The sequence below is a fragment of the Streptomyces sp. CA-250714 genome, assembly GCF_050936705.1.
Lineage (GTDB): Bacteria > Actinomycetota > Actinomycetes > Streptomycetales > Streptomycetaceae > Streptomyces.
Map to the genome: position 1 here is coordinate 2,713,195 of NZ_JBNJMI010000001.1, position 15,901 is coordinate 2,729,095.

Annotated in this window: 17 protein-coding genes and 2 pseudogenes; 11 read left to right on the top strand and 8 right to left on the bottom strand. The window is 72.9% G+C overall.

Going from position 1 to position 15,901, the window contains the following annotated elements:
- Positions 1–173 precede the first annotated feature (173 nt).
- Positions 174–734, top strand: a complete 561-nt coding sequence (locus ACQEU8_RS11880; RefSeq protein ID WP_433099664.1) for a transglycosylase SLT domain-containing protein — start codon at positions 174–176, stop codon at positions 732–734.
- Positions 735–861: 127 nt separating this feature from the next.
- On the opposite strand, the pseudogene ACQEU8_RS11885 reads toward ACQEU8_RS11880, so the two are convergent.
- Positions 862–978, bottom strand: a pseudogene (locus ACQEU8_RS11885) (TetR/AcrR family transcriptional regulator); the annotation flags it as partial.
- Positions 979–1,230: 252 nt separating this feature from the next.
- Entirely contained in the window at positions 1,231–1,731 is a 501-nt protein-coding gene (locus tag ACQEU8_RS11890) for a DUF2269 family protein (protein ID WP_433099666.1), read from the bottom strand.
- Positions 1,732–1,832: 101 nt separating this feature from the next.
- On the opposite strand from ACQEU8_RS11890, the gene ACQEU8_RS11895 reads away from it, so the two are divergent.
- The gene (locus ACQEU8_RS11895) at positions 1,833–2,219 is read left to right on the top strand and encodes a PadR family transcriptional regulator (RefSeq protein WP_433099668.1); all 387 of its coding nucleotides are present in this window, start codon (positions 1,833–1,835) and stop codon (positions 2,217–2,219) included.
- 95 nt (positions 2,220–2,314) lie between these two features.
- Positions 2,315–3,022: a permease prefix domain 1-containing protein gene (locus ACQEU8_RS11900; RefSeq protein WP_433099670.1), complete on the top strand. Its 708-nt coding sequence runs from the start codon at positions 2,315–2,317 to the stop codon at positions 3,020–3,022.
- Between the two features lie 44 nt (positions 3,023–3,066).
- Here ACQEU8_RS11900 and ACQEU8_RS11905 read toward each other — a convergent pair whose 3' ends face one another.
- The 3 genes and pseudogenes from ACQEU8_RS11905 to ACQEU8_RS11915 all read right to left on the bottom strand — a co-directional run.
- The gene (locus tag ACQEU8_RS11905; RefSeq protein WP_433099672.1) at positions 3,067–4,029 is read right to left on the bottom strand and encodes an acyl-CoA dehydrogenase family protein; all 963 of its coding nucleotides are present in this window, start codon (positions 4,027–4,029) and stop codon (positions 3,067–3,069) included.
- 6 nt (positions 4,030–4,035) lie between these two features.
- On the bottom strand, positions 4,036–5,244 hold the full coding sequence (locus ACQEU8_RS11910) for an acyl-CoA dehydrogenase family protein (RefSeq protein WP_433099674.1): 1,209 nt from the start codon (positions 5,242–5,244) through the stop codon (positions 4,036–4,038).
- Between the two features lie 191 nt (positions 5,245–5,435).
- A pseudogene (locus tag ACQEU8_RS11915) lies at positions 5,436–6,287 on the bottom strand (enoyl-CoA hydratase); the annotation flags it as partial.
- 115 nt (positions 6,288–6,402) lie between these two features.
- Between ACQEU8_RS11915 and ACQEU8_RS11920 the strand changes: the two are divergent.
- Genes ACQEU8_RS11920 through ACQEU8_RS11935 form a run of 4 tightly spaced genes read left to right on the top strand, consistent with a single transcriptional unit; the run spans position 6,403 to position 9,903 of the window.
- Positions 6,403–7,194, top strand: coding sequence for an SDR family oxidoreductase (locus ACQEU8_RS11920; protein ID WP_433099676.1), 792 nt, complete (start codon positions 6,403–6,405; stop codon positions 7,192–7,194).
- Positions 7,195–7,241: 47 nt separating this feature from the next.
- Positions 7,242–7,856: a TetR/AcrR family transcriptional regulator gene (locus ACQEU8_RS11925; protein WP_433099678.1), complete on the top strand. Its 615-nt coding sequence runs from the start codon at positions 7,242–7,244 to the stop codon at positions 7,854–7,856.
- 18 nt (positions 7,857–7,874) lie between these two features.
- Positions 7,875–9,038 (top strand): acetyl-CoA C-acetyltransferase, encoded by a 1,164-nt coding sequence (locus ACQEU8_RS11930; protein ID WP_433099680.1) that lies wholly within the window; start codon positions 7,875–7,877, stop codon positions 9,036–9,038.
- 46 nt (positions 9,039–9,084) lie between these two features.
- The gene (locus ACQEU8_RS11935) at positions 9,085–9,903 is read left to right on the top strand and encodes a hypothetical protein (RefSeq protein ID WP_433099682.1); all 819 of its coding nucleotides are present in this window, start codon (positions 9,085–9,087) and stop codon (positions 9,901–9,903) included.
- Between the two features lie 89 nt (positions 9,904–9,992).
- Here the strand turns inward: ACQEU8_RS11935 and ACQEU8_RS11940 are convergent, their stop codons facing one another.
- A complete protein-coding gene (locus ACQEU8_RS11940; protein WP_433099684.1) occupies positions 9,993–10,940 on the bottom strand; it encodes an SDR family oxidoreductase in 948 nt (315 codons plus the stop codon).
- 14 nt (positions 10,941–10,954) lie between these two features.
- Positions 10,955–11,710: an SDR family oxidoreductase gene (locus tag ACQEU8_RS11945; RefSeq protein ID WP_433099686.1), complete on the bottom strand. Its 756-nt coding sequence runs from the start codon at positions 11,708–11,710 to the stop codon at positions 10,955–10,957.
- An 86-nt stretch (positions 11,711–11,796) separates the two neighbouring features.
- On the opposite strand from ACQEU8_RS11945, the gene ACQEU8_RS11950 reads away from it, so the two are divergent.
- The 4 genes from ACQEU8_RS11950 (at position 11,797) to ACQEU8_RS11965 (ending at position 15,330) form a co-directional block, all read left to right on the top strand.
- On the top strand, positions 11,797–12,558 hold the full coding sequence (locus ACQEU8_RS11950; protein ID WP_433099688.1) for an enoyl-CoA hydratase family protein: 762 nt from the start codon (positions 11,797–11,799) through the stop codon (positions 12,556–12,558).
- Between the two features lie 5 nt (positions 12,559–12,563).
- Entirely contained in the window at positions 12,564–13,430 is an 867-nt protein-coding gene (locus ACQEU8_RS11955; RefSeq protein WP_433099690.1) for a CoA transferase subunit A, read from the top strand.
- Entirely contained in the window at positions 13,427–14,179 is a 753-nt protein-coding gene (locus tag ACQEU8_RS11960; protein WP_433099692.1) for a CoA-transferase subunit beta, read from the top strand. The genes ACQEU8_RS11955 and ACQEU8_RS11960 overlap by 4 nt, the downstream gene beginning before the upstream one ends.
- 71 nt (positions 14,180–14,250) lie before the next feature.
- Positions 14,251–15,330, top strand: a complete 1,080-nt coding sequence (locus tag ACQEU8_RS11965) for an NAD(P)H-dependent flavin oxidoreductase (RefSeq protein WP_433102330.1) — start codon at positions 14,251–14,253, stop codon at positions 15,328–15,330.
- On the opposite strand, the gene ACQEU8_RS11970 is transcribed toward ACQEU8_RS11965, so the two are convergent.
- Complete coding sequence (locus tag ACQEU8_RS11970; protein ID WP_433099694.1) at positions 15,305–15,901, bottom strand: NADAR family protein; 597 nt, start codon at positions 15,899–15,901, stop codon at positions 15,305–15,307. The two genes, ACQEU8_RS11965 and ACQEU8_RS11970, sit on opposite strands and share 26 nt — an antisense overlap.

A 15,901-nucleotide genomic window follows, 5' to 3' on the forward strand; every position in this document is an offset into this window, starting at 1 on the left:
GGCGAGGAGTGATCGGGCCCGTCGGGGATTTGCGACGATTCTGGATCGTACGTCACATATTTGCGGGGCCGGGGAGCCGGTTTCCAGGGTGGGTGCCAGGTCGCGACGAGACCGGGGCACAGCCCTCGGGGCGCGTGGCCGGAACGTCCCCCCACGAAAGGCTCTCCGCTCGCATGCGTAACGCCCTGCGTACCCTCAAGCCCACCCGCCGCCTGACCACCACCGCCCTCACGGTTGTCGGCACCGCCGGTATCGCCGCCACCACGCTGGCCGGCACCGCCCACGCCGAGGCCCCGGCCAAGCCGACGGCCAAGCCCGCCGCCATCGAGAGCGCCGCCTCCACCGCGCAGCACGTGAGCGCGCAGGCTGCCCAGGCTGCGAAGGCCGAGGACGAGGCCGGTGGCCAGAAGTACGCGGACAATCTGGACGGCTGGATCCGTGAGGCCCGCGCGATCATGGCCAAGCACGACATCCCCGGCTCGTATGAGGGCATCAAGCGGAACATCATCCGTGAGTCGGCCGGTGACCCCAACGCGGTCAACGACTGGGACATCAACGCCAAGAAGGGCACCCCCTCCAAGGGCCTGCTCCAGGTGATCCAGCCCACCTTCGACGCCTACCACGTCGAGGGCACCCCCGATGACCTGACCGACCCGGTGGCCAACATCGTCGCGGCCTGCAACTACGCCGCCGACCGCTACGGCACCATGGACAACGTCGACTCCGCCTACTAAGGCCGGAACACCGACCACACACGCGCACCACACCCCCGCGCATGCGAACAGGAGCGGGTGGGAGGCACACACCCTCCCACCCGCTCCTTCGCATGCCCTGCCCAGCGGAACGACCTGCCCCCGCAGTCGCCGCCCCTCTCAGTTCCTCGTAGAGCTCCGGCCGCCGGGTCGCCTTCAGCCGCAGCTCCAGCATGGCCAGGTAGCTGCTGCGGTCGGCGCGCATGCGGGCCACTACATCGCGCATCAACTGGCGACGAGCTGATCGTCAAACGCAGCCCACGCGTGGCCTGCGCCGGAATCCCGCTCTTCGACGGCCCGTCCACCCCGGCGGCGTTCACGGCCGTCGTCACGCGCGACGTCGCGTCGGGGGTCAGCGTGGCCACCTACACGCGGGAACAGTGAGCCATGGGCACCGGCGGTCGCGCCGCCTGGCGCATGGAGTCGCTCTGCACGCCGGTCCGGCGGGCAGAGCGACTGTCGTCCTGCGGGCCCGCGTTCAGGCCCCCGTCGACGACCCCGGGCGGACGATCATCAGGACGACAACGACCGCCCACAGCAGGTTGAAGATGCCGGTCATCATGGCCAGTCGGGCCGCGGCAGCCCGCGGGTCGGGTATCTCCGGCACTTTTTCACCCTCGTCCAGGCCGATGCCCGCGGCGCCCAGCAGCTGCGCCTGCTGGGGCAGTACGACGGCGCCGAGGAGGATCGCGGCGAGGGTGGTCAGGATGAGGGAGGCGACCAGCCATGCGTCGGTGAGGACACCGAGCTGGGCGCCGGTGGCCATGCCGAAGACCGGTACGGCCACGCCGAAGAGGGCGTACCCCTTGCAGATGCGGTGCAGCAGCGCGACGCCTCCCGCGCCGCGCCCCTTCCCCGCGTCTTCTCCCGCCGCCAGCAACTCTCGGGCGGCGCGCGGAAATATCGAGGCGGCGACCGCGATCGGCCCCACAGCCAGGATCGCCGCGAGTACATGGAGGGAGAGCAGCAGCTTGGTCACCGGGACCCCCGATTCGACGTACGAATAAGTTGGCAGCCAATGTATATATGTTGGCTGCCAATAGGTAGCACACCAATACGTTCGGTGCCTACACTGCCCCTATGAAGACGGAGGCGGTACGAGGGCATCTCGACGGACTGCTGCTGGCCGTGCTGGAAGCCGGTCCGCTGCACGGGTACGCGATCATCACCGCGGTGCAGGAGCGCAGCGGCGGCGCGCTGGAGCTGCGGACGGGCACCGTCTACCCGGCGCTCAACCGGCTGGAGCGGCTGGGGCTGCTGGCGAGCGACTGGCAGTCCGTCGGCGAACGGCGCCGACGCTGCTACTCACTGACCGAGGCGGGGCGCCGTACGCTCTCGGACGAGCGCACCGCATGGCAGGAGTTCACGGCGGCGATCGGCGCGGTCCTCGACGCACCCGCCGGAACCGGCACCTCCGCCGCAGCCACCGCGCCCCTCGCGCCCACCCGGACCCGGCCCGCGACATGAGCGGTACAGGCGAAGTGAGCGGCACAAGCGACGTGGACGGCACAGGCGAAGTGGACGGCACAGGCAGGGTGAGCGGCGTGGGCAAGGTACGCGGCATGGGCGACGCATCCGGCATGGGCGACGCGTCCCGTGTGGGCGACGCATCCGGCGTGGGCGGGCAGCAACAGCATCCCGATCCGCTGGTCGCCTACACAGCGGCGCTGAGCACCGCGCTGGTGGGCCCCGCCCGGGTCAAGTCCCGGATGGTGGCGGAGATCCACGACGGACTGCTGGACGCCACCGACGCGTACGTCCACGAGGGCGTGCCCCGCGCCGAGGCAGCGTGCCGGGCGGTGCGCGACTTCGGGCCGGTGGCCGAACTAGTGCCGGAGTGCCAGCGTGAGCTGACAGTCGCGCAGACCCGGCACACCGCACGCGCGGCAGCGCTCTGCGCCCCCTTCCTGCTGGTGTGCTGGGCGCTGACGCGAACTGCCGTCGGCCCGTCGGCCGCTCCCCTGGCGCTGCTCGCGGCGGTCAGCACCGTGCTGGCCGCGGTGGCCCTCGCTGCCACAGGTGGGATGCTGGCGCGCCGGTTCCCCAGTCCTCGTGCGCTGCCCCGGCTGGTTGCCTGGACCGGTACGGGGGCGAGTGTCGGTATGGCGGTCGCCACCTTGGCGCTGGCCTGCACGGCGTTCGTGACCGCGCAGTGGCCGCTGCTGGCGCTGGCGGGCGCGCTGTCCGCCGCCTCGCACGCCGTGCTGAGCGCCTCGGTGCGGGTCTGCCGCCGCTGTCTCGCACCGGCGGCCGGCTCACTGCCGGGGTGAACCCTCGCCATGGGGGGCTCGCAGGGAGCTCCTGAGGCGAACGGTCAACGGGGCAGCGGATCGCCGGCCAGTACGGCCGCGTGGCAGGCGGCCCGGGTGCCCCAGGCGGTGTAGAGGGCGCGGACCTTGCGCAGCAGCAGGGTCGGGTCGTACTCGTCCGTGTAGCCCAGGGCGCCGTGCACCTGAAGTGCGGTGCGTGCCGCCTGGTACGCGGCGTCCGCGCAGGCAGCCTTGGCGGCAGGCAGATCTCGCGGGTCGGCCGCGGCGTCGCCCCGTACGGCCAGCGCCCCGCCGTACAGCAGGGGGCGCGCGAATTCCAGCGCCACGGCGGCGCTCGCCAACTGGTGCTTGACCGCCTGGAACGATCCCACCGGCCGCCCGAACTGCCGTCGCTCCCCCGCATACGAGACGCTCACCTCCAGCAGCGCCTGCCCCGCCCCCAGCAGTTGCGCCGCCGTCAGCAGGGTGGCCAGGGCCCGGATCCGCCGGGCGTCGGCGGGTACGGCCTCGCCGGGCACACAGCGCATCAGATGACGGCTGGGATCGACGGAACGCAACGGCGCGCCCAGCGGGTCGGCGGTGGCCAGGCCCTCGCCGACGAGAACGAACGCCGCCTCCGCCACATGAGCGTCCACCGCGTACCCGGCGCCCGGGTCGGCGACGGTTGCCAGTTGGTCCCCTGCCAGGAGACCGGCGAGCCATGGCGAGGCGGGGCCCAGACCCGCGGCCAGGGCGACCGTTTCCACCAGGGGGCCGGGGGCACCGGCACGGCCGAGCTCCATGAAGGCGGAGGCGAGTTCGGCCGGGTACCAGCCGGGACCGCCGGGTTGCTCGGGGACGGCGAGCGCGGGCAGGCCGGTGTCCGCGAGGGACCGCCACAGGGCGCGGCCCGGGGCGTAATCGCCCGCGGCCCAGGCGCGGGCGGCCTTGTGATGGTCGGCGTCGGCGAGCAGGCGGCGGACGGTTGCGGCGTAGCTGCGATGGTCCTGGTCCGGCAGGAAGCGCATGGCAGTTCAGCGTCCTCTCGGCAGGCCGAGTACGCGCTCGGCGACGATGTCGCGCTGGATCTCGTTGGTCCCGGCGTAGACCGGACCGGCGAGGGCGAAGATCCAGCCGTCCAGCCAGCCGTCCAGCCGGCCGGACTCCGGCGGTCCCTCGGCGATTTCGGCCGTACCGGGGCCGAGCAGCTCGAGTGCGGTCTCGTGCAGGTCGATGTCGAGTTCGGACCAGAAGATTTTGTTCATGGAGGGCGGCGGTGTTCCCCGCTCCCCCACTCCCGGCATCCGCGACGCCGCGCTCCCCTGCGCTGCCGCCCCCGGGCCCTCCGACGCCGCCGCGTACCCCGCGAGCTGGTACGCGCGGGCCCGTATCCAGGCGTCGGCCACCCGTCCGGCGAGCGCCGTGTCGCCGGGCGCGGCGCGCTCCCGCCACAGCTGCCGCAGCCGTTCGGCGGCGGCGGTGAAGCGGCCGGGTGAACGCAGGGTGAGCCCCCGCTCGTTGCCCGCGGTCGACATGGCGGCACGCCAGCCCTGGCCCGGCTCGCCGATGACGTCCGCGTCCGGCACGAAGACGCCGTCCAGGAAGATCTCGGCGAACGCCGGCTTGCCGTCCAGCCGGCCGATGGGCCGTACGGTGACGCCCGGCGCGTCGAGCGGGAACATCAGATAGCTCAGCCCCCGGTGCCGTTCTTGTTCTGGGTCGGTGCGGAAGAGGCCGAAGGCGCGGTCGGCGAACGCGGCACGGGAGGACCAGGTCTTGTGACCGTGCAGCAGCCAGCCCCCACCGGCCCGTTCGGCGCGGGAGCGCAGTGCGGCGAGGTCGGAGCCGGCCTCCGGTTCGGACCACGCCTGCGCCCAGATCGTCTCGCCGGCGGCCATCGGCGGCAGAACGCGGGCCAGTTGCTCCTCGGTGCCGTGTGCGAAGAGGGTGGGGGCGAGGAGGTTGATGCCGTTCTGGCCGACGCGGCCCGGCGCACCGGCCGCGTAGTACTCCTCCTCGAAGATCAGCCACTCGGTGAGGCTCGCCCCGCGACCCCCGTACGCGCGCGGCCAGGAGACGACCGACCAGCCGCCGTCGTACAGCTCGCGCTCCCAGGCCCGGTGCGCGGCGAAGCCCTCGGCCGTCTCCAGCGACGGCAACGGCTCGGCGGGCACGTGCGCCGCCAGCCAGGCACGCGCCTCGGCCCGGAAGTCCTCCTCGGCGGGGCTGAATTCCAGATCCATACTCAGGCCCTGCCCCCGGCCTCGGGCTCCGGTCCGGACCCGCTCCTGGGGCCGGGCACCGGCTCAGCCTCGGACGCCGGCTCGGATCCGCCCCCGGGACCCGCCGCCGACTCGGCCCCGCGCGCCGACTCAGACCCACCCCCGGACCCGACCCTCGAACCCGCGCCCCGTGCAGGGGAATTGCCACCCCGCCCCACCTCCCGCATCGCACGCGCGTCCATCCCGCCCAGCGCGTCCGTGCCCGTCTCGGCATTGTGCGCGTGCGCCAAGTGATGCAGTCCGAAGACCGAGTCCAGGCCGCTGTGCAGGCCCATCAGGTCCTCGGCCTGGTTGACGGCGCGCTTGGTCAGGGCGAGGCCGAAGCGGGGCATCTCGGCGATGCGGGCTGCCAGCGCCTCGGCCTCGGCGGCGAGTTCGGCGCGCGGGACGACGCGGTTGACCATGCCGATCTCGTACGCGCGCCGGGCGCTCATCCTCTCCCCCGTGTACAGGAACTCCTTGGCGACGCGGGGCCCCATCACCCAGGGGTGGGCGAAGTACTCGACGCCGGGGATGCCCATCCGTACCACCGGGTCGGCGAAGAAGGCGTCCTCGCTGGCCACGATCAGGTCGCACACCCAGGCGAGCATCAGTCCGCCCGCCACGCAGGCACCCTGCACGGCGCAGACGACGGGCTTGGGGAGCTCGCGCCAGCGGCGGCACATGCCCAGATAGACCTCGGACTCCCGGGCGTAGCGGGACTCGCCGCCCTCCTTGCCGACGTGGTCCCACCACAGTCCGGCCCGGCGCGGGAAGGACAGATGCGCGTCCCGTGCCGGGGTGCCGATGTCGTGCCCGGCGCTGAAGTGCTTGCCCGCGCCGGCGAGCACCACCGCGCGGACCGCGTCGTCGTCGGCGGCCCGCCGGAACGCCGCGTCGAGGGCGTAGGTCATCGCCGAGTTCTGGGCGTTGCGGTACTCGGGCCGGTTGAGGGTGACGCGGGCGACGGCGCCGACGCGCTCGTACGTCACCACCTCCGGGGCCATGGGGCGGTCGTCGGGCATGCGGGCTCTCCTCGCACGAGGCTGCATCACATGGGGCTGCGCACTCTTCCCTAACAAGTGTTTGGTAGATTAACGTGGCTCCGCCAGCACGTCGAGAGCCGCGAGGGGCCGCCGTATGAGCAGTGCCGCACCCGTCTGCCCGGCACCGCACGGGCTGCTGGCCGGCCGCTCCGTCGTCGTCACCGCGGCGGCCGGAAGCGGGATCGGCGGTGCGACGGCACGCCGCGTACTGGAGGAAGGTGCCGCGGGTGTCGTCATCGGTGATGTGCACGAGCGCCGCCTCGGCGAGACGGAGCAGGCGCTGGCCCGGGAGTTCGGGCCCGGCCGGGTCCGGGCCGTGCGCTGCGACGTCACCGAGGAGGACCAGGTCGGCGCGCTGCTGGACGCCTGCACGGCCCGCCACGGCCGCATCGACGTACTCGTCAACAACGCGGGCCTGGGCGGTACCGCCGAGTTGGTGGAGATGTCCGACGAGCAGTGGTCCCGCGTACTGGACACCACGCTGAACGGCACCTTCCGCTGCACCCGTGCGGGACTGCGTGCCATGCGCGGCCAGCCGGACGGCGGGGTGATCGTCAACAACGCCTCGGTCGTCGGCTGGCGGGCCCAGCGCGGCCAGGCACACTACGCGGCGGCCAAGGCGGGCGTGATGGCGCTGACCCGCTGCGCTGCACTGGAAGCGGCGGAGTTCGGCGTACGGGTCAACGCGGTCTCCCCGTCACTGGCGATGCACCCGAACCTGGTGAAGGTCACCACGCCGGAGCTGCTGGCGGAGCTGACGGGCCGGGAGGCGTTCGGGCGGTACGCGGAGCCGTGGGAGATCGCCAACGTGATCGTCTTCCTGGCCAGCGACTACTCCTCGTACATGACAGGGGAGACGGTCGCCGTCAGCAGCCAGCACCCGTGAGCACCGGCAGCCGACGCCCCTGACGAGCCCCGACGGACAATGGACCCATGGTGACGCCGAAGAAGACCGCCCCCGGTGCCGGGCGCCGTACCGAACTGCTGGCGACCGCGGCCGAGGTGTTCGCGGAGTTGGGCTACAACGCGACCACCGTCCGCACGATCGCGGACCGCGCCGGGATGCTGGCGGGCAGCCTCTACTACCACTTCGACTCCAAGGAGTCGATGGCCGACGAGATCCTCAGCGCCTTCCTGACCGATCTGTGGGCGGGCTACCAGCGGATCGAGGAGGCCGGGCTGGGGCCGCGCGAGACGTTCGAGGGGCTGGTCACCGAGTCGTTCCGGCAGATGGAGCGGCACCGTCCGGCAGTCGTCATCTACCAGAAGGAGGCCCGCAGACTGGCCTCCCAGGAACGGTTCCGGTATCTGGCCGACTCCCAGGAGCGCTTCCAGAAGCTGTGGACGCGGACCCTGGAGCGCGGAGTGGCCGACGGCAGCTTCCGCAGCGGGCTGGACATCCCCGTCGCCTATCGGTTCGTACGCGACACGGTGTGGGTGGCGGCGGTCTGGTTCCGGCCCGGAGGGCGCAAGAGCGCGGCGGACATTGCCGAGCAGTACACCTCGATGGTGCTCGACGGAATCGCCACCCACCCGGTGGCCCGATGATCCAAGGAGCGTGACCTGATGTCCCGCGGTGAGGCGTATGTGGTCCAGGCGGTCAGATCGCCCGTCGGCAAGCGCGGCGGGGCGCTGGCCGGTGTGCACCCGGCGGATCTGGGCGCGCACGCGCTGCGCGCGCTGGTGGAGTGGGCCGGGGTGGACCCGGAGGCGGTCGAGGACGTCGTCTTCGGCTGTCTGGACACCGTCGGTCCGCAGGCCGGTGACATCGCGCGTACGGCGTGGCTGGCCGCCGGGCTGCCCGAGTCGGTGCCCGGCGTCACCGTCGACCGGCAGTGCGGCTCCTCGCAGCAGGCCGTGCACTTCGCGGCGCAGGCCGTCATGTCGGGCACGGCCGATCTGGTGGTCGCGGGCGGGGTGCAGAACATGTCGCAGGTCCCCATCGGTTACGCCTCCCGGCAGGCGGGCGCCCCGCTCGGCCTCACCGAGGGCCCGTTCCAGGGCTCCGCCGGCTGGCGGGCCCGCTACGGTGACGCGCCCGTCGACCAGTTCCACGGCGCCGAGCTGATCGCCGAGCAGTGGGGCATCAGCCGTACGGAGATGGAGCGCTGGGCGCTGCGCTCGCACGAACGGGCGCTGCGCGCCATCGACGAGGGCCGATTCGAGCGGGAGATCGCCCCCTACGGCGACCACGCGGTGGACGAGGGTCCACGGCGCGGCACCAGCCTGGCGAAGATGGCGGCCCTCGACCCGCTGATGCCGGGCGGACGGCTGACGGCGGCCGTCTCCTCGCAGATCTCGGACGCCTCCTCCGCCGTGCTGCTCGCCTCCGAGGAGGCCGTACGCACCCATGGCCTCACCCCGCGCGCCCGCGTGCACCATCTCTCCGTACGCGGCGAGGACCCGATCCGCATGCTGACCGCGCCGATCCCGGCGACAGCGCACGCCCTGAAGCGGGCCGGGATGACACTGGAGGACATCGATCTGGTCGAGATCAACGAGGCGTTCGCCCCCGTGGTGCTGGCCTGGCTGCGGGAGACCGGCTGCGACCCGGACAAGGTCAACGTCAACGGCGGCGCCATCGCCCTGGGCCACCCCCTCGGCGCCACCGGCACCCGGCTGCTGACGACCCTCCTCCACGAACTGGAGCGCACCGGCGGCCGCTACGGGCTCCAGACCATGTGCGAGGGCGGCGGCCAGGCGAACGTCACGATCATCGAACGGCTCTGACGAACCCGCGGCCGGGCTCCGCTAGGGGGTTTGAGATCGTGAGCCCATGTGTGTCTCCATGGGCCCGGCCGAGTTCTCCGGCACCACGCTGTACATGGGGCGGCTGCACCATCCCGAGCACGGTCTGGTGCACGTCCTCGGCTACCAGAACACCGCCGTCAACCGCGCCGACGGCCCCAACGCGATGCTGCTGCATCTGCCCGCGCGGGGAATGACACAGGACAACTTCCTGGACGTGGGGCGCAGTTCCGACGTGCTGGAGCGGATGGTGGACGCCGTACGGCCCAGGTCCGTTCCGGCAGGCGGTATGGCCTGGATGGGGTGGGAGCAGCCGGCGTACGGAGTGCAGGTCTTCGAGCACGACATCTACACCGTGCTGCTCGCCACCGACCCCACCGAACTGCCCGCCGCGCTCCACCGGGTGCCCGCACACAAGCGGCCGGCCCTCAACCCGGAGCTGATGCGGTTCTACGCGGAGCGTTATCCCGGGTACGCGATGGCCGTGTGCTGCTTCGACAACACCGAGGCGGCGCAGGCCAAGCCGCTGCTCATGTGGTACTCGCCGCGCGACCCGGACGTGCTGACCGCGCCCGCGCTGGACGCGCACACCGGGCGGCCGCCCGGCATGGTGGGGAAGGTCCCCGTCGACCACTGGGTGCTGTACGGCAGCGATGAGGCGCCGCCTGGGTGGGGTGAGCCGGTGGACTACACCGCCGGTATGCGCCGTTCGCTGCGCTCGTTTCTGCCCGGCGAGGTGCGCGGCGAACGTTTTTCCGGGTTGCTGCCGAATGGGGACTTTGCTCTTCGTCATGCGGAGTTGTTGGATGGCGGCCCGGTGAGCAGGGTGGCCGGGCCCGTGGGGTGATGAGGGGGTGCCCCTGCCCGTTGTCCGCAGGCTGCGGGTGCGTTGTGGCTGGTCGCGCAGTTCCCCGCGCCCCTTACGGGGCGCAGCCCTCACCCCGCGCCGTACACCGGCTCTGGATCGGGCGACTCCGCAATCAAATCGCGGACCGGACCGTCCAGTTCCCCCGGATCCCATTGGGCGCCCTTGTCAGCGCAAGCGGCGCGGTGCCAGCCGGCCATGACGGTGATCCGGCCGCCCTCCGCCTCGAAGACGCGGCCGGTGATGCCCTCGGAGACGTCGGAGCCGAGGTAGACGACGAGCGGGGAGACATTCCCGGGGGCCATCGCGTCGAACCCGCCGCCGACGGGCGCCGCCATCTCCGCCGCGAAGGTCCGCTCCGTCATCCGGGTGCGGGCCGCCGGTGCGACCGCGTTGACCTGGACGCCGTAGCGGCCGAACTCGGCGGCGGCGACGAGGGTGAGCGCGGCGATACCGGCCTTCGCCGCCGCGTAGTTGCCCTGTCCCACGGCGCCCAACAGCCCGGCGCCCGACGAGGTGTTGACGATCCGGGCCCGCGTCGTACGGCCCGCCTTGGACTCGGTGCGCCAGTGCGCCGCCGCGTGCCTCATCGGCAGGAAGTGCCCCTTGAGGTGCACCCGTACAACCGCGTCCCAGTCGTCCTCGTCGAGGTTCACCAGCATCCGGTCGCGCAGGAACCCGGCGTTGTTGACGAGGGTGTCCAGGCGGCCGAACCGGTCCAGTGCCGTACGGACCAGCCGCGCGGCTCCCTCGCTGTCGGCCACGTCGTCCGTGCTGACGGCCGCCTCGCCGCCGCTCGCGCGGATCTCGGCGGCAACCTGCTCGGCGGGGGTCGCGGCGGCTTCCGCGCTGTCCGCGCCGTCGAGGGCGACGCCCAGATCGTTGACGACGACCCGGGCGCCCGCGCGGGCGAACGCGAGCGCGTGCGCACGGCCCAGCCCACGGCCGGCGCCGGTGACGATGACGACGCGGCCCTCGGCGGGGCGGTCGTGGGTGGGGGTGGCTCGCTGCTGGGGCATGACGACCTCCGGGCTCAGGCTCTGTTGACGTTCGCGGCGTCCAGAAAAGCCGGGCGCTCCCCGCCGCCGTGCACCGCGAGGGAGGCGCCGGTGATGTAGCGCGCGGCGTCGGAGGCCAGGAACACGCAGGCGGCGCCCACCTCCTCGGGCTCCGCCAGCCGTCCCAGCGGCACCGTGGCGCTGACGGCCGCGACGCCTGCCTCGTCGCCGTAGTGCAGCTCGGTCAGCTCGGTGCGGGCCATCCCCAGGACGACGGTGTTGACCCGCACCCCGTCGGCGGCCCACTCCATCGCCATCGACCGCGCCAGATTCTCCAGCCCCGCCTTGGCCGCGCCGTACGCCGCCGTCCCCGGCGAGGGACGGCCGCCGCTGACGCTGCCCACCATCACGACGGTGCCGCCCCGCTGGCCGCGCATGATCGGGTACGCCGCGCGGGAGAGGTGCAGCGGCGCGAGGAGGTTGAGCTCGACGATACGGGCGTGCTGGCGGGGAGCGCCCTCGGACAGTGGGCGGTACGGGGTGCCGCCCGCGTTGTTGACCAGCACGTCGAGGGAGCCGTGGTCGCGGGCGACGCGGTGGCACAACTCCGCCGCCGCGTCCGGGTCCCGTACGTCGAGCGGGAGGTAGCGGGCCCGGCGGCCCTCGGCCGTGAGGGGGTGCGCGGGTGGGTTGCGGGCGCAGACGACGACCTCCGCACCGTCGCGGAGGAACGCGCGGGCGATACCCGCACCCACGCCGCGGGTTCCGCCGGTGACGACAGCAACGCTCATGGCTCGGCTCTTTCTTCGGGACGACCGCGCTGCTAGCTTGCACCAAACAAACGTTAGGTGGAAAGGGAAAGGTAGCTGATCCCGCGATGTCTGTCTCCACCTCCACCCCACGCGACGGCGTCGCAGTGGTGACCGTCGACCATCCGCCCGTCAACGCCCTCCCGGTGCGGGCCTGGTACGAACTGGCGGAAGCCCTCACGGCCGCGGGCCGCGACCGGGCACACCGCGCCGTCGTACTGACCGGCGCCGGCCGGGGCTTCAACGCGGGAGTCGACATCAAGGAGATGCAGCGCACCGCGGGCCACAGCGCCCTCATCGGCGCCAACCGCGGCTGCGCGGCGGCGTTCGCGGCGGTGTACGAGTGCGAGGTGCCCGTCGTCGCAGCCGTGCACGGCCACTGCCTGGGCGGCGGTATCGGCCTGGTCGGCAACGCCGACGCGCTGGTGGCGACCGAGGACGCCACCTTCGGGCTCCCCGAACTCGACCGCGGTGCCCTGGGCGCGGCCACCCATCTGTCCCGCCTGCTGCCACCGCACCTGGTGCGCCCGCTCTACTACACGGGCCGCACCGTGACCGCACGCGAACTGCATCACCACGGGGCCGTATGGGCGCTGGCCGACAGCCGGCACACCCTGTTGGAGACGGCGCTGGAGCTGGCGGGCCGGATCGCCGCCAAGGACGGGTATCTGCTCCGGCTGGCCAAGGAGGCGCTCAACGGGATCGACCCGGTCGATGTGCGCCGCAGCTACCGCTACGAGCAGGGCTTCACCTTCGAGGCCAACCTCGCGGGCGTCTCCGACCGGCACCGGGACGCCTTCGTCGACGCACCGCACCGGCAAGGGAGCTGAGCTGAGTGACCGACCTCGACAAGCGGCTCTCCCTCGCCGGGTTCGCCGGGCGGATCGAGTCCGGCATGACCGTCGGCATCGGCGGCTGGGGCGCGCGGCGCAAACCGATGGCGCTCGTACGGGCGCTGCTGCGTACCGACGTCACAGATCTGACCGTCATCTCCTGCGGCGGACCCGACGTCGGGCTGCTCGCCGCGGCCGGGCGGATCCGCAGACTGATCGCGCCGTTCGTGACGCTGGACTCGGTGCCGCTGGAGCCGCACTTCCGCGCCGCCCGCGAGACGGCGGCCCTGGAGTTCGAGGAGTGGGACGAGTCGATGTTCCTGTGGGGGCTGACGGCAGCCGCGCACCGGCTGCCGTTCCTGCCCGTACGCGGCGGCCTCGGCTCCGACATCCCCCGCCACAACCCCCGGCTGCGCACGGTGGTCTCCCCGTACGAGGACGGCGAGGAACTGCTGGCGGCACCGGCGCTGACGATGGATGTGGCGCTGGTGCACATGAACCGCGCCGACGTACGCGGCAACGGGCAACTACTGGGCCCCGACCCCTACTTCGACGACCTGTTCACCGAAGCGGCCGAGCGCGCCTATCTGTCGTGCGAACAGCTCGTCGACCGCTTCACCGGGCCGCCGCAGTCGCTACTGGTGCAGCGGCAGAACATCACCGGGGTACTGCACACCCCGCGCGGCGCACACTTCACCAGCTGCGCCCCCGACTACGGGCGCGACGAGGTGTTCCAGCGCACCTACGTGCAGGCCGCCCAAGCCCCGGACACCTGGCGGGCGTTCGAGGCACGCTTCCTGTCCGGCGACGAACACTCCTACCAGCAGGCGGTGAGCGCGCACTCCACGCGGGAGGAGGCACCGGCATGACGGCACCAACTGCGGCCGCGCGCGCTGAGGTCTGCGTCGTCGCCTGCGCCGAGGCGTGGCGCGGCGACGGCGAGGTGCTGGCCGCGACGGCGGGCACCGTCCCCACGCTGGGGGCCCGGCTGGCCCGGCTGACGTTCAGCCCGCGGCTGCTGCTGACCGATGGGGAGGCGATGCTGCTGAGCACACCGGAGGACCCGGCGCGGATCGAGGGCTGGCTGCCGTACCGCAAACACCTCTCCCTCGCCGCGCGCGGCAAGCGGCACATGATGATGGGCGCGAGCCAACTCGACCGGTACGGCAACCAGAACATCTCCTGCATCGGCGACTGGGCCCGCCCGAAGCGGCAGCTGCTCGGCGCACGCGGGGCGCCCTCCAACACCGTCAACCACCCCGTCTCCTACTGGGTGCCCCGGCACTCGCCGCGGGTCTTCGTCCCCCGCGTGGACATGGTCAGCGGTGTGGGCTACGACCGGGCGGCCGAGGCGGGCCCGGTCGCAGCGCGGTTCCACGGGCTGCGGCGGGTCGTCACCGATCTGGCGGTACTCGACTTCGCGACGCCAGACCACCGGATGCGGCTGGCGAGCGTCCACCCCGGCGTCACCGTGGCGCAGGTGCGCGAGCGGACGGGGTTCGAACTCGCCGTCCCCGACGAGGTGCCCGTCACCCGCGAACCGACCGCCGACGAACTGCGGCTGCTCCGCGACGTGCTGGACCCGCACGGCACCCGCGACCGCGAGGTGCGCGTATGACCCCCCGCGCACAGCCCGCCCCGCAACGGCAACCAGGCCCCGACCCGCGCCCGGCGCCGGCCGGCTCCCCACTGAGCACCGCCCTCACCTCGCTCGTCGGCGTACGTCACCCCGTCGTACAGACCGGCATGGGCTGGGTCGCAGGACCGCGCCTGGTCTCCGCCACGGCCGAGGCGGGCGCACTGGGCATTCTGGCGTCGGCCACCATGACGCTGCCGCAACTGCGCGACGCCGTACGGGAGGTGAAGTCCCGCACCGAAGCCCCGTTCGGCGTCAACCTGCGCGCCGACGCGGGCGACGCGGCCGACCGGGTGCGGCTCCTCATCGACGAGGAAGTCCGCGTCGCCTCCTTCGCGCTGGCCCCCTCCCGGGAGCTGATCGGGCGGCTCAAGGACGCGGGAGTCGTCGTCATCCCGTCCGTCGGCGCCGTACGGCACGCGCGGAAGGTCGCCGAGTGGGGCGCGGACGCGGTGCTGGTGCAGGGCAGCGAGGGCGGCGGACACACCGGACAGGTCGCCACCTCGGTGCTGCTGCCGCAGGTGGTGGACGCCCTGCGGGGCGCCTGTGTCCCCGTCATCGGCGCGGGCGGCTTCCACGACGGGCGCGGGCTGGCCGCCGCGCTCTGCTACGGCGCGGCGGGCGCCGCCATGGGCACCCGGTTCCTGCTGACCCGCGAGTCGACGGTGCCCGACGCGGTGAAGGCCCGCTATCTGGCGGCCCGGGTCACCGACATCACCGTCACCACAAAGGTCGACGGGCTGCCGCACCGGATGCTGCGCAGCGAGATGGTGGCGGCCCTGGAGTCCTCCGGCAGGGCCGCGACGCTGCTGCGCGCGCTGCGGCAGGCCGCCGCCTTCAAGAAGCACTCGGGCCTGTCATGGGCGGAGATGCTTCGCGACGGGCGGGCCCTGCGGCACGGCAAGCAGCTGTCCCTCGGCCGGCTGCTGCTCGCCGCCAACACCCCCATGCTGCTCAAGGCCGCCATGGTGGAGGGCCGTACGGACGCCGGGGTGATGGCCGCGGGCCAGGTTGCGGGGGTGATCGACGATCTGCCGAGTGTCGCCGAAGTGGTGGAGGGAACGGTCCACCAGGCGGCGGCGCTGCTGAGGGAGCTGGCGGCGCAGGTCAGCGACCCGCCCGCGGCTGCGTGACCGCGAGCTGGTCCCGGGCCTCCATCAGCGCGAAGCCCAGCAGATTGAGCCCGCGCCAGCGGTCCGGTGCGGCGGCCCGCTCGTCGTCGGCCGCCAGCCCGATACCCCATACGCGGTCCAGCGGGCTGGCCTCCACCAGCACCCGCCCGGCCGTGCCCAGCAGAAAGTCCCGCAGCCCGGCGTCCTGCCCGAACTTGGCGGTACTGGCCCGTACGACGATGCCGTAGCGCTCCCGTGCCCAGGTCTGCTCGTCGAAGCCGCGCACCTGACGGCCGAGCGCCTTCGCCGCGCCCGGATGGGGCGCCGCCAGCACCCGCTGCTCCGTCTCCGCGTCACCGAACAGCCGCGCCTTGGCGGCCATCATGTAGTGCTCGGCGGAGGCGTACTCCACCCCGTCCACCGTGAACCGGGCGGGCCACCACTGGCTGAGACAGCCGGGACCGATACCGCCGCCCCTGGGCGGGCGGTGGCCCCAGAAGAACAGGTACTTCACCCGGTGGCCCCCGAGCACCATCTCGCACAGCTCGTCCCGGTCCCGCGCGGCGGTTCCGTCCGCAGCCGTCCCGCTCAT

Bases quoted from the DNA above. Each gene is read 5' to 3' on its own strand.
- ACQEU8_RS11950 (WP_433099688.1), top strand. From the start codon at position 11,797: ATGTCTGTCTCCACCTCCACCCCACGCGACGGCGTCGCAGTGGTGACC.
- ACQEU8_RS11925 (WP_433099678.1), top strand. From the start codon at position 7,242: ATGGTGACGCCGAAGAAGACCGCCCCCGGTGCCGGGCGCCGTACCGAA.
- ACQEU8_RS11970 (WP_433099694.1), bottom strand. From the start codon at position 15,901: ATGAGCGGGACGGCTGCGGACGGAACCGCCGCGCGGGACCGGGACGAG.
- ACQEU8_RS11880 (WP_433099664.1), top strand. From the start codon at position 174: ATGCGTAACGCCCTGCGTACCCTCAAGCCCACCCGCCGCCTGACCACC.
- ACQEU8_RS11945 (WP_433099686.1), bottom strand. From the start codon at position 11,710: ATGAGCGTTGCTGTCGTCACCGGCGGAACCCGCGGCGTGGGTGCGGGT.
- ACQEU8_RS11910 (WP_433099674.1), bottom strand. From the start codon at position 5,244: ATGGATCTGGAATTCAGCCCCGCCGAGGAGGACTTCCGGGCCGAGGCG.
- ACQEU8_RS11960 (WP_433099692.1), top strand. From the start codon at position 13,427: ATGACGGCACCAACTGCGGCCGCGCGCGCTGAGGTCTGCGTCGTCGCC.
- ACQEU8_RS11940 (WP_433099684.1), bottom strand. From the start codon at position 10,940: ATGCCCCAGCAGCGAGCCACCCCCACCCACGACCGCCCCGCCGAGGGC.
- ACQEU8_RS11895 (WP_433099668.1), top strand. From the start codon at position 1,833: ATGAAGACGGAGGCGGTACGAGGGCATCTCGACGGACTGCTGCTGGCC.
- ACQEU8_RS11935 (WP_433099682.1), top strand. From the start codon at position 9,085: ATGTGTGTCTCCATGGGCCCGGCCGAGTTCTCCGGCACCACGCTGTAC.
- ACQEU8_RS11905 (WP_433099672.1), bottom strand. From the start codon at position 4,029: ATGCGCTTCCTGCCGGACCAGGACCATCGCAGCTACGCCGCAACCGTC.
- ACQEU8_RS11900 (WP_433099670.1), top strand. From the start codon at position 2,315: ATGGGCGACGCATCCGGCATGGGCGACGCGTCCCGTGTGGGCGACGCA.
- ACQEU8_RS11930 (WP_433099680.1), top strand. From the start codon at position 7,875: ATGTCCCGCGGTGAGGCGTATGTGGTCCAGGCGGTCAGATCGCCCGTC.
- ACQEU8_RS11920 (WP_433099676.1), top strand. From the start codon at position 6,403: ATGAGCAGTGCCGCACCCGTCTGCCCGGCACCGCACGGGCTGCTGGCC.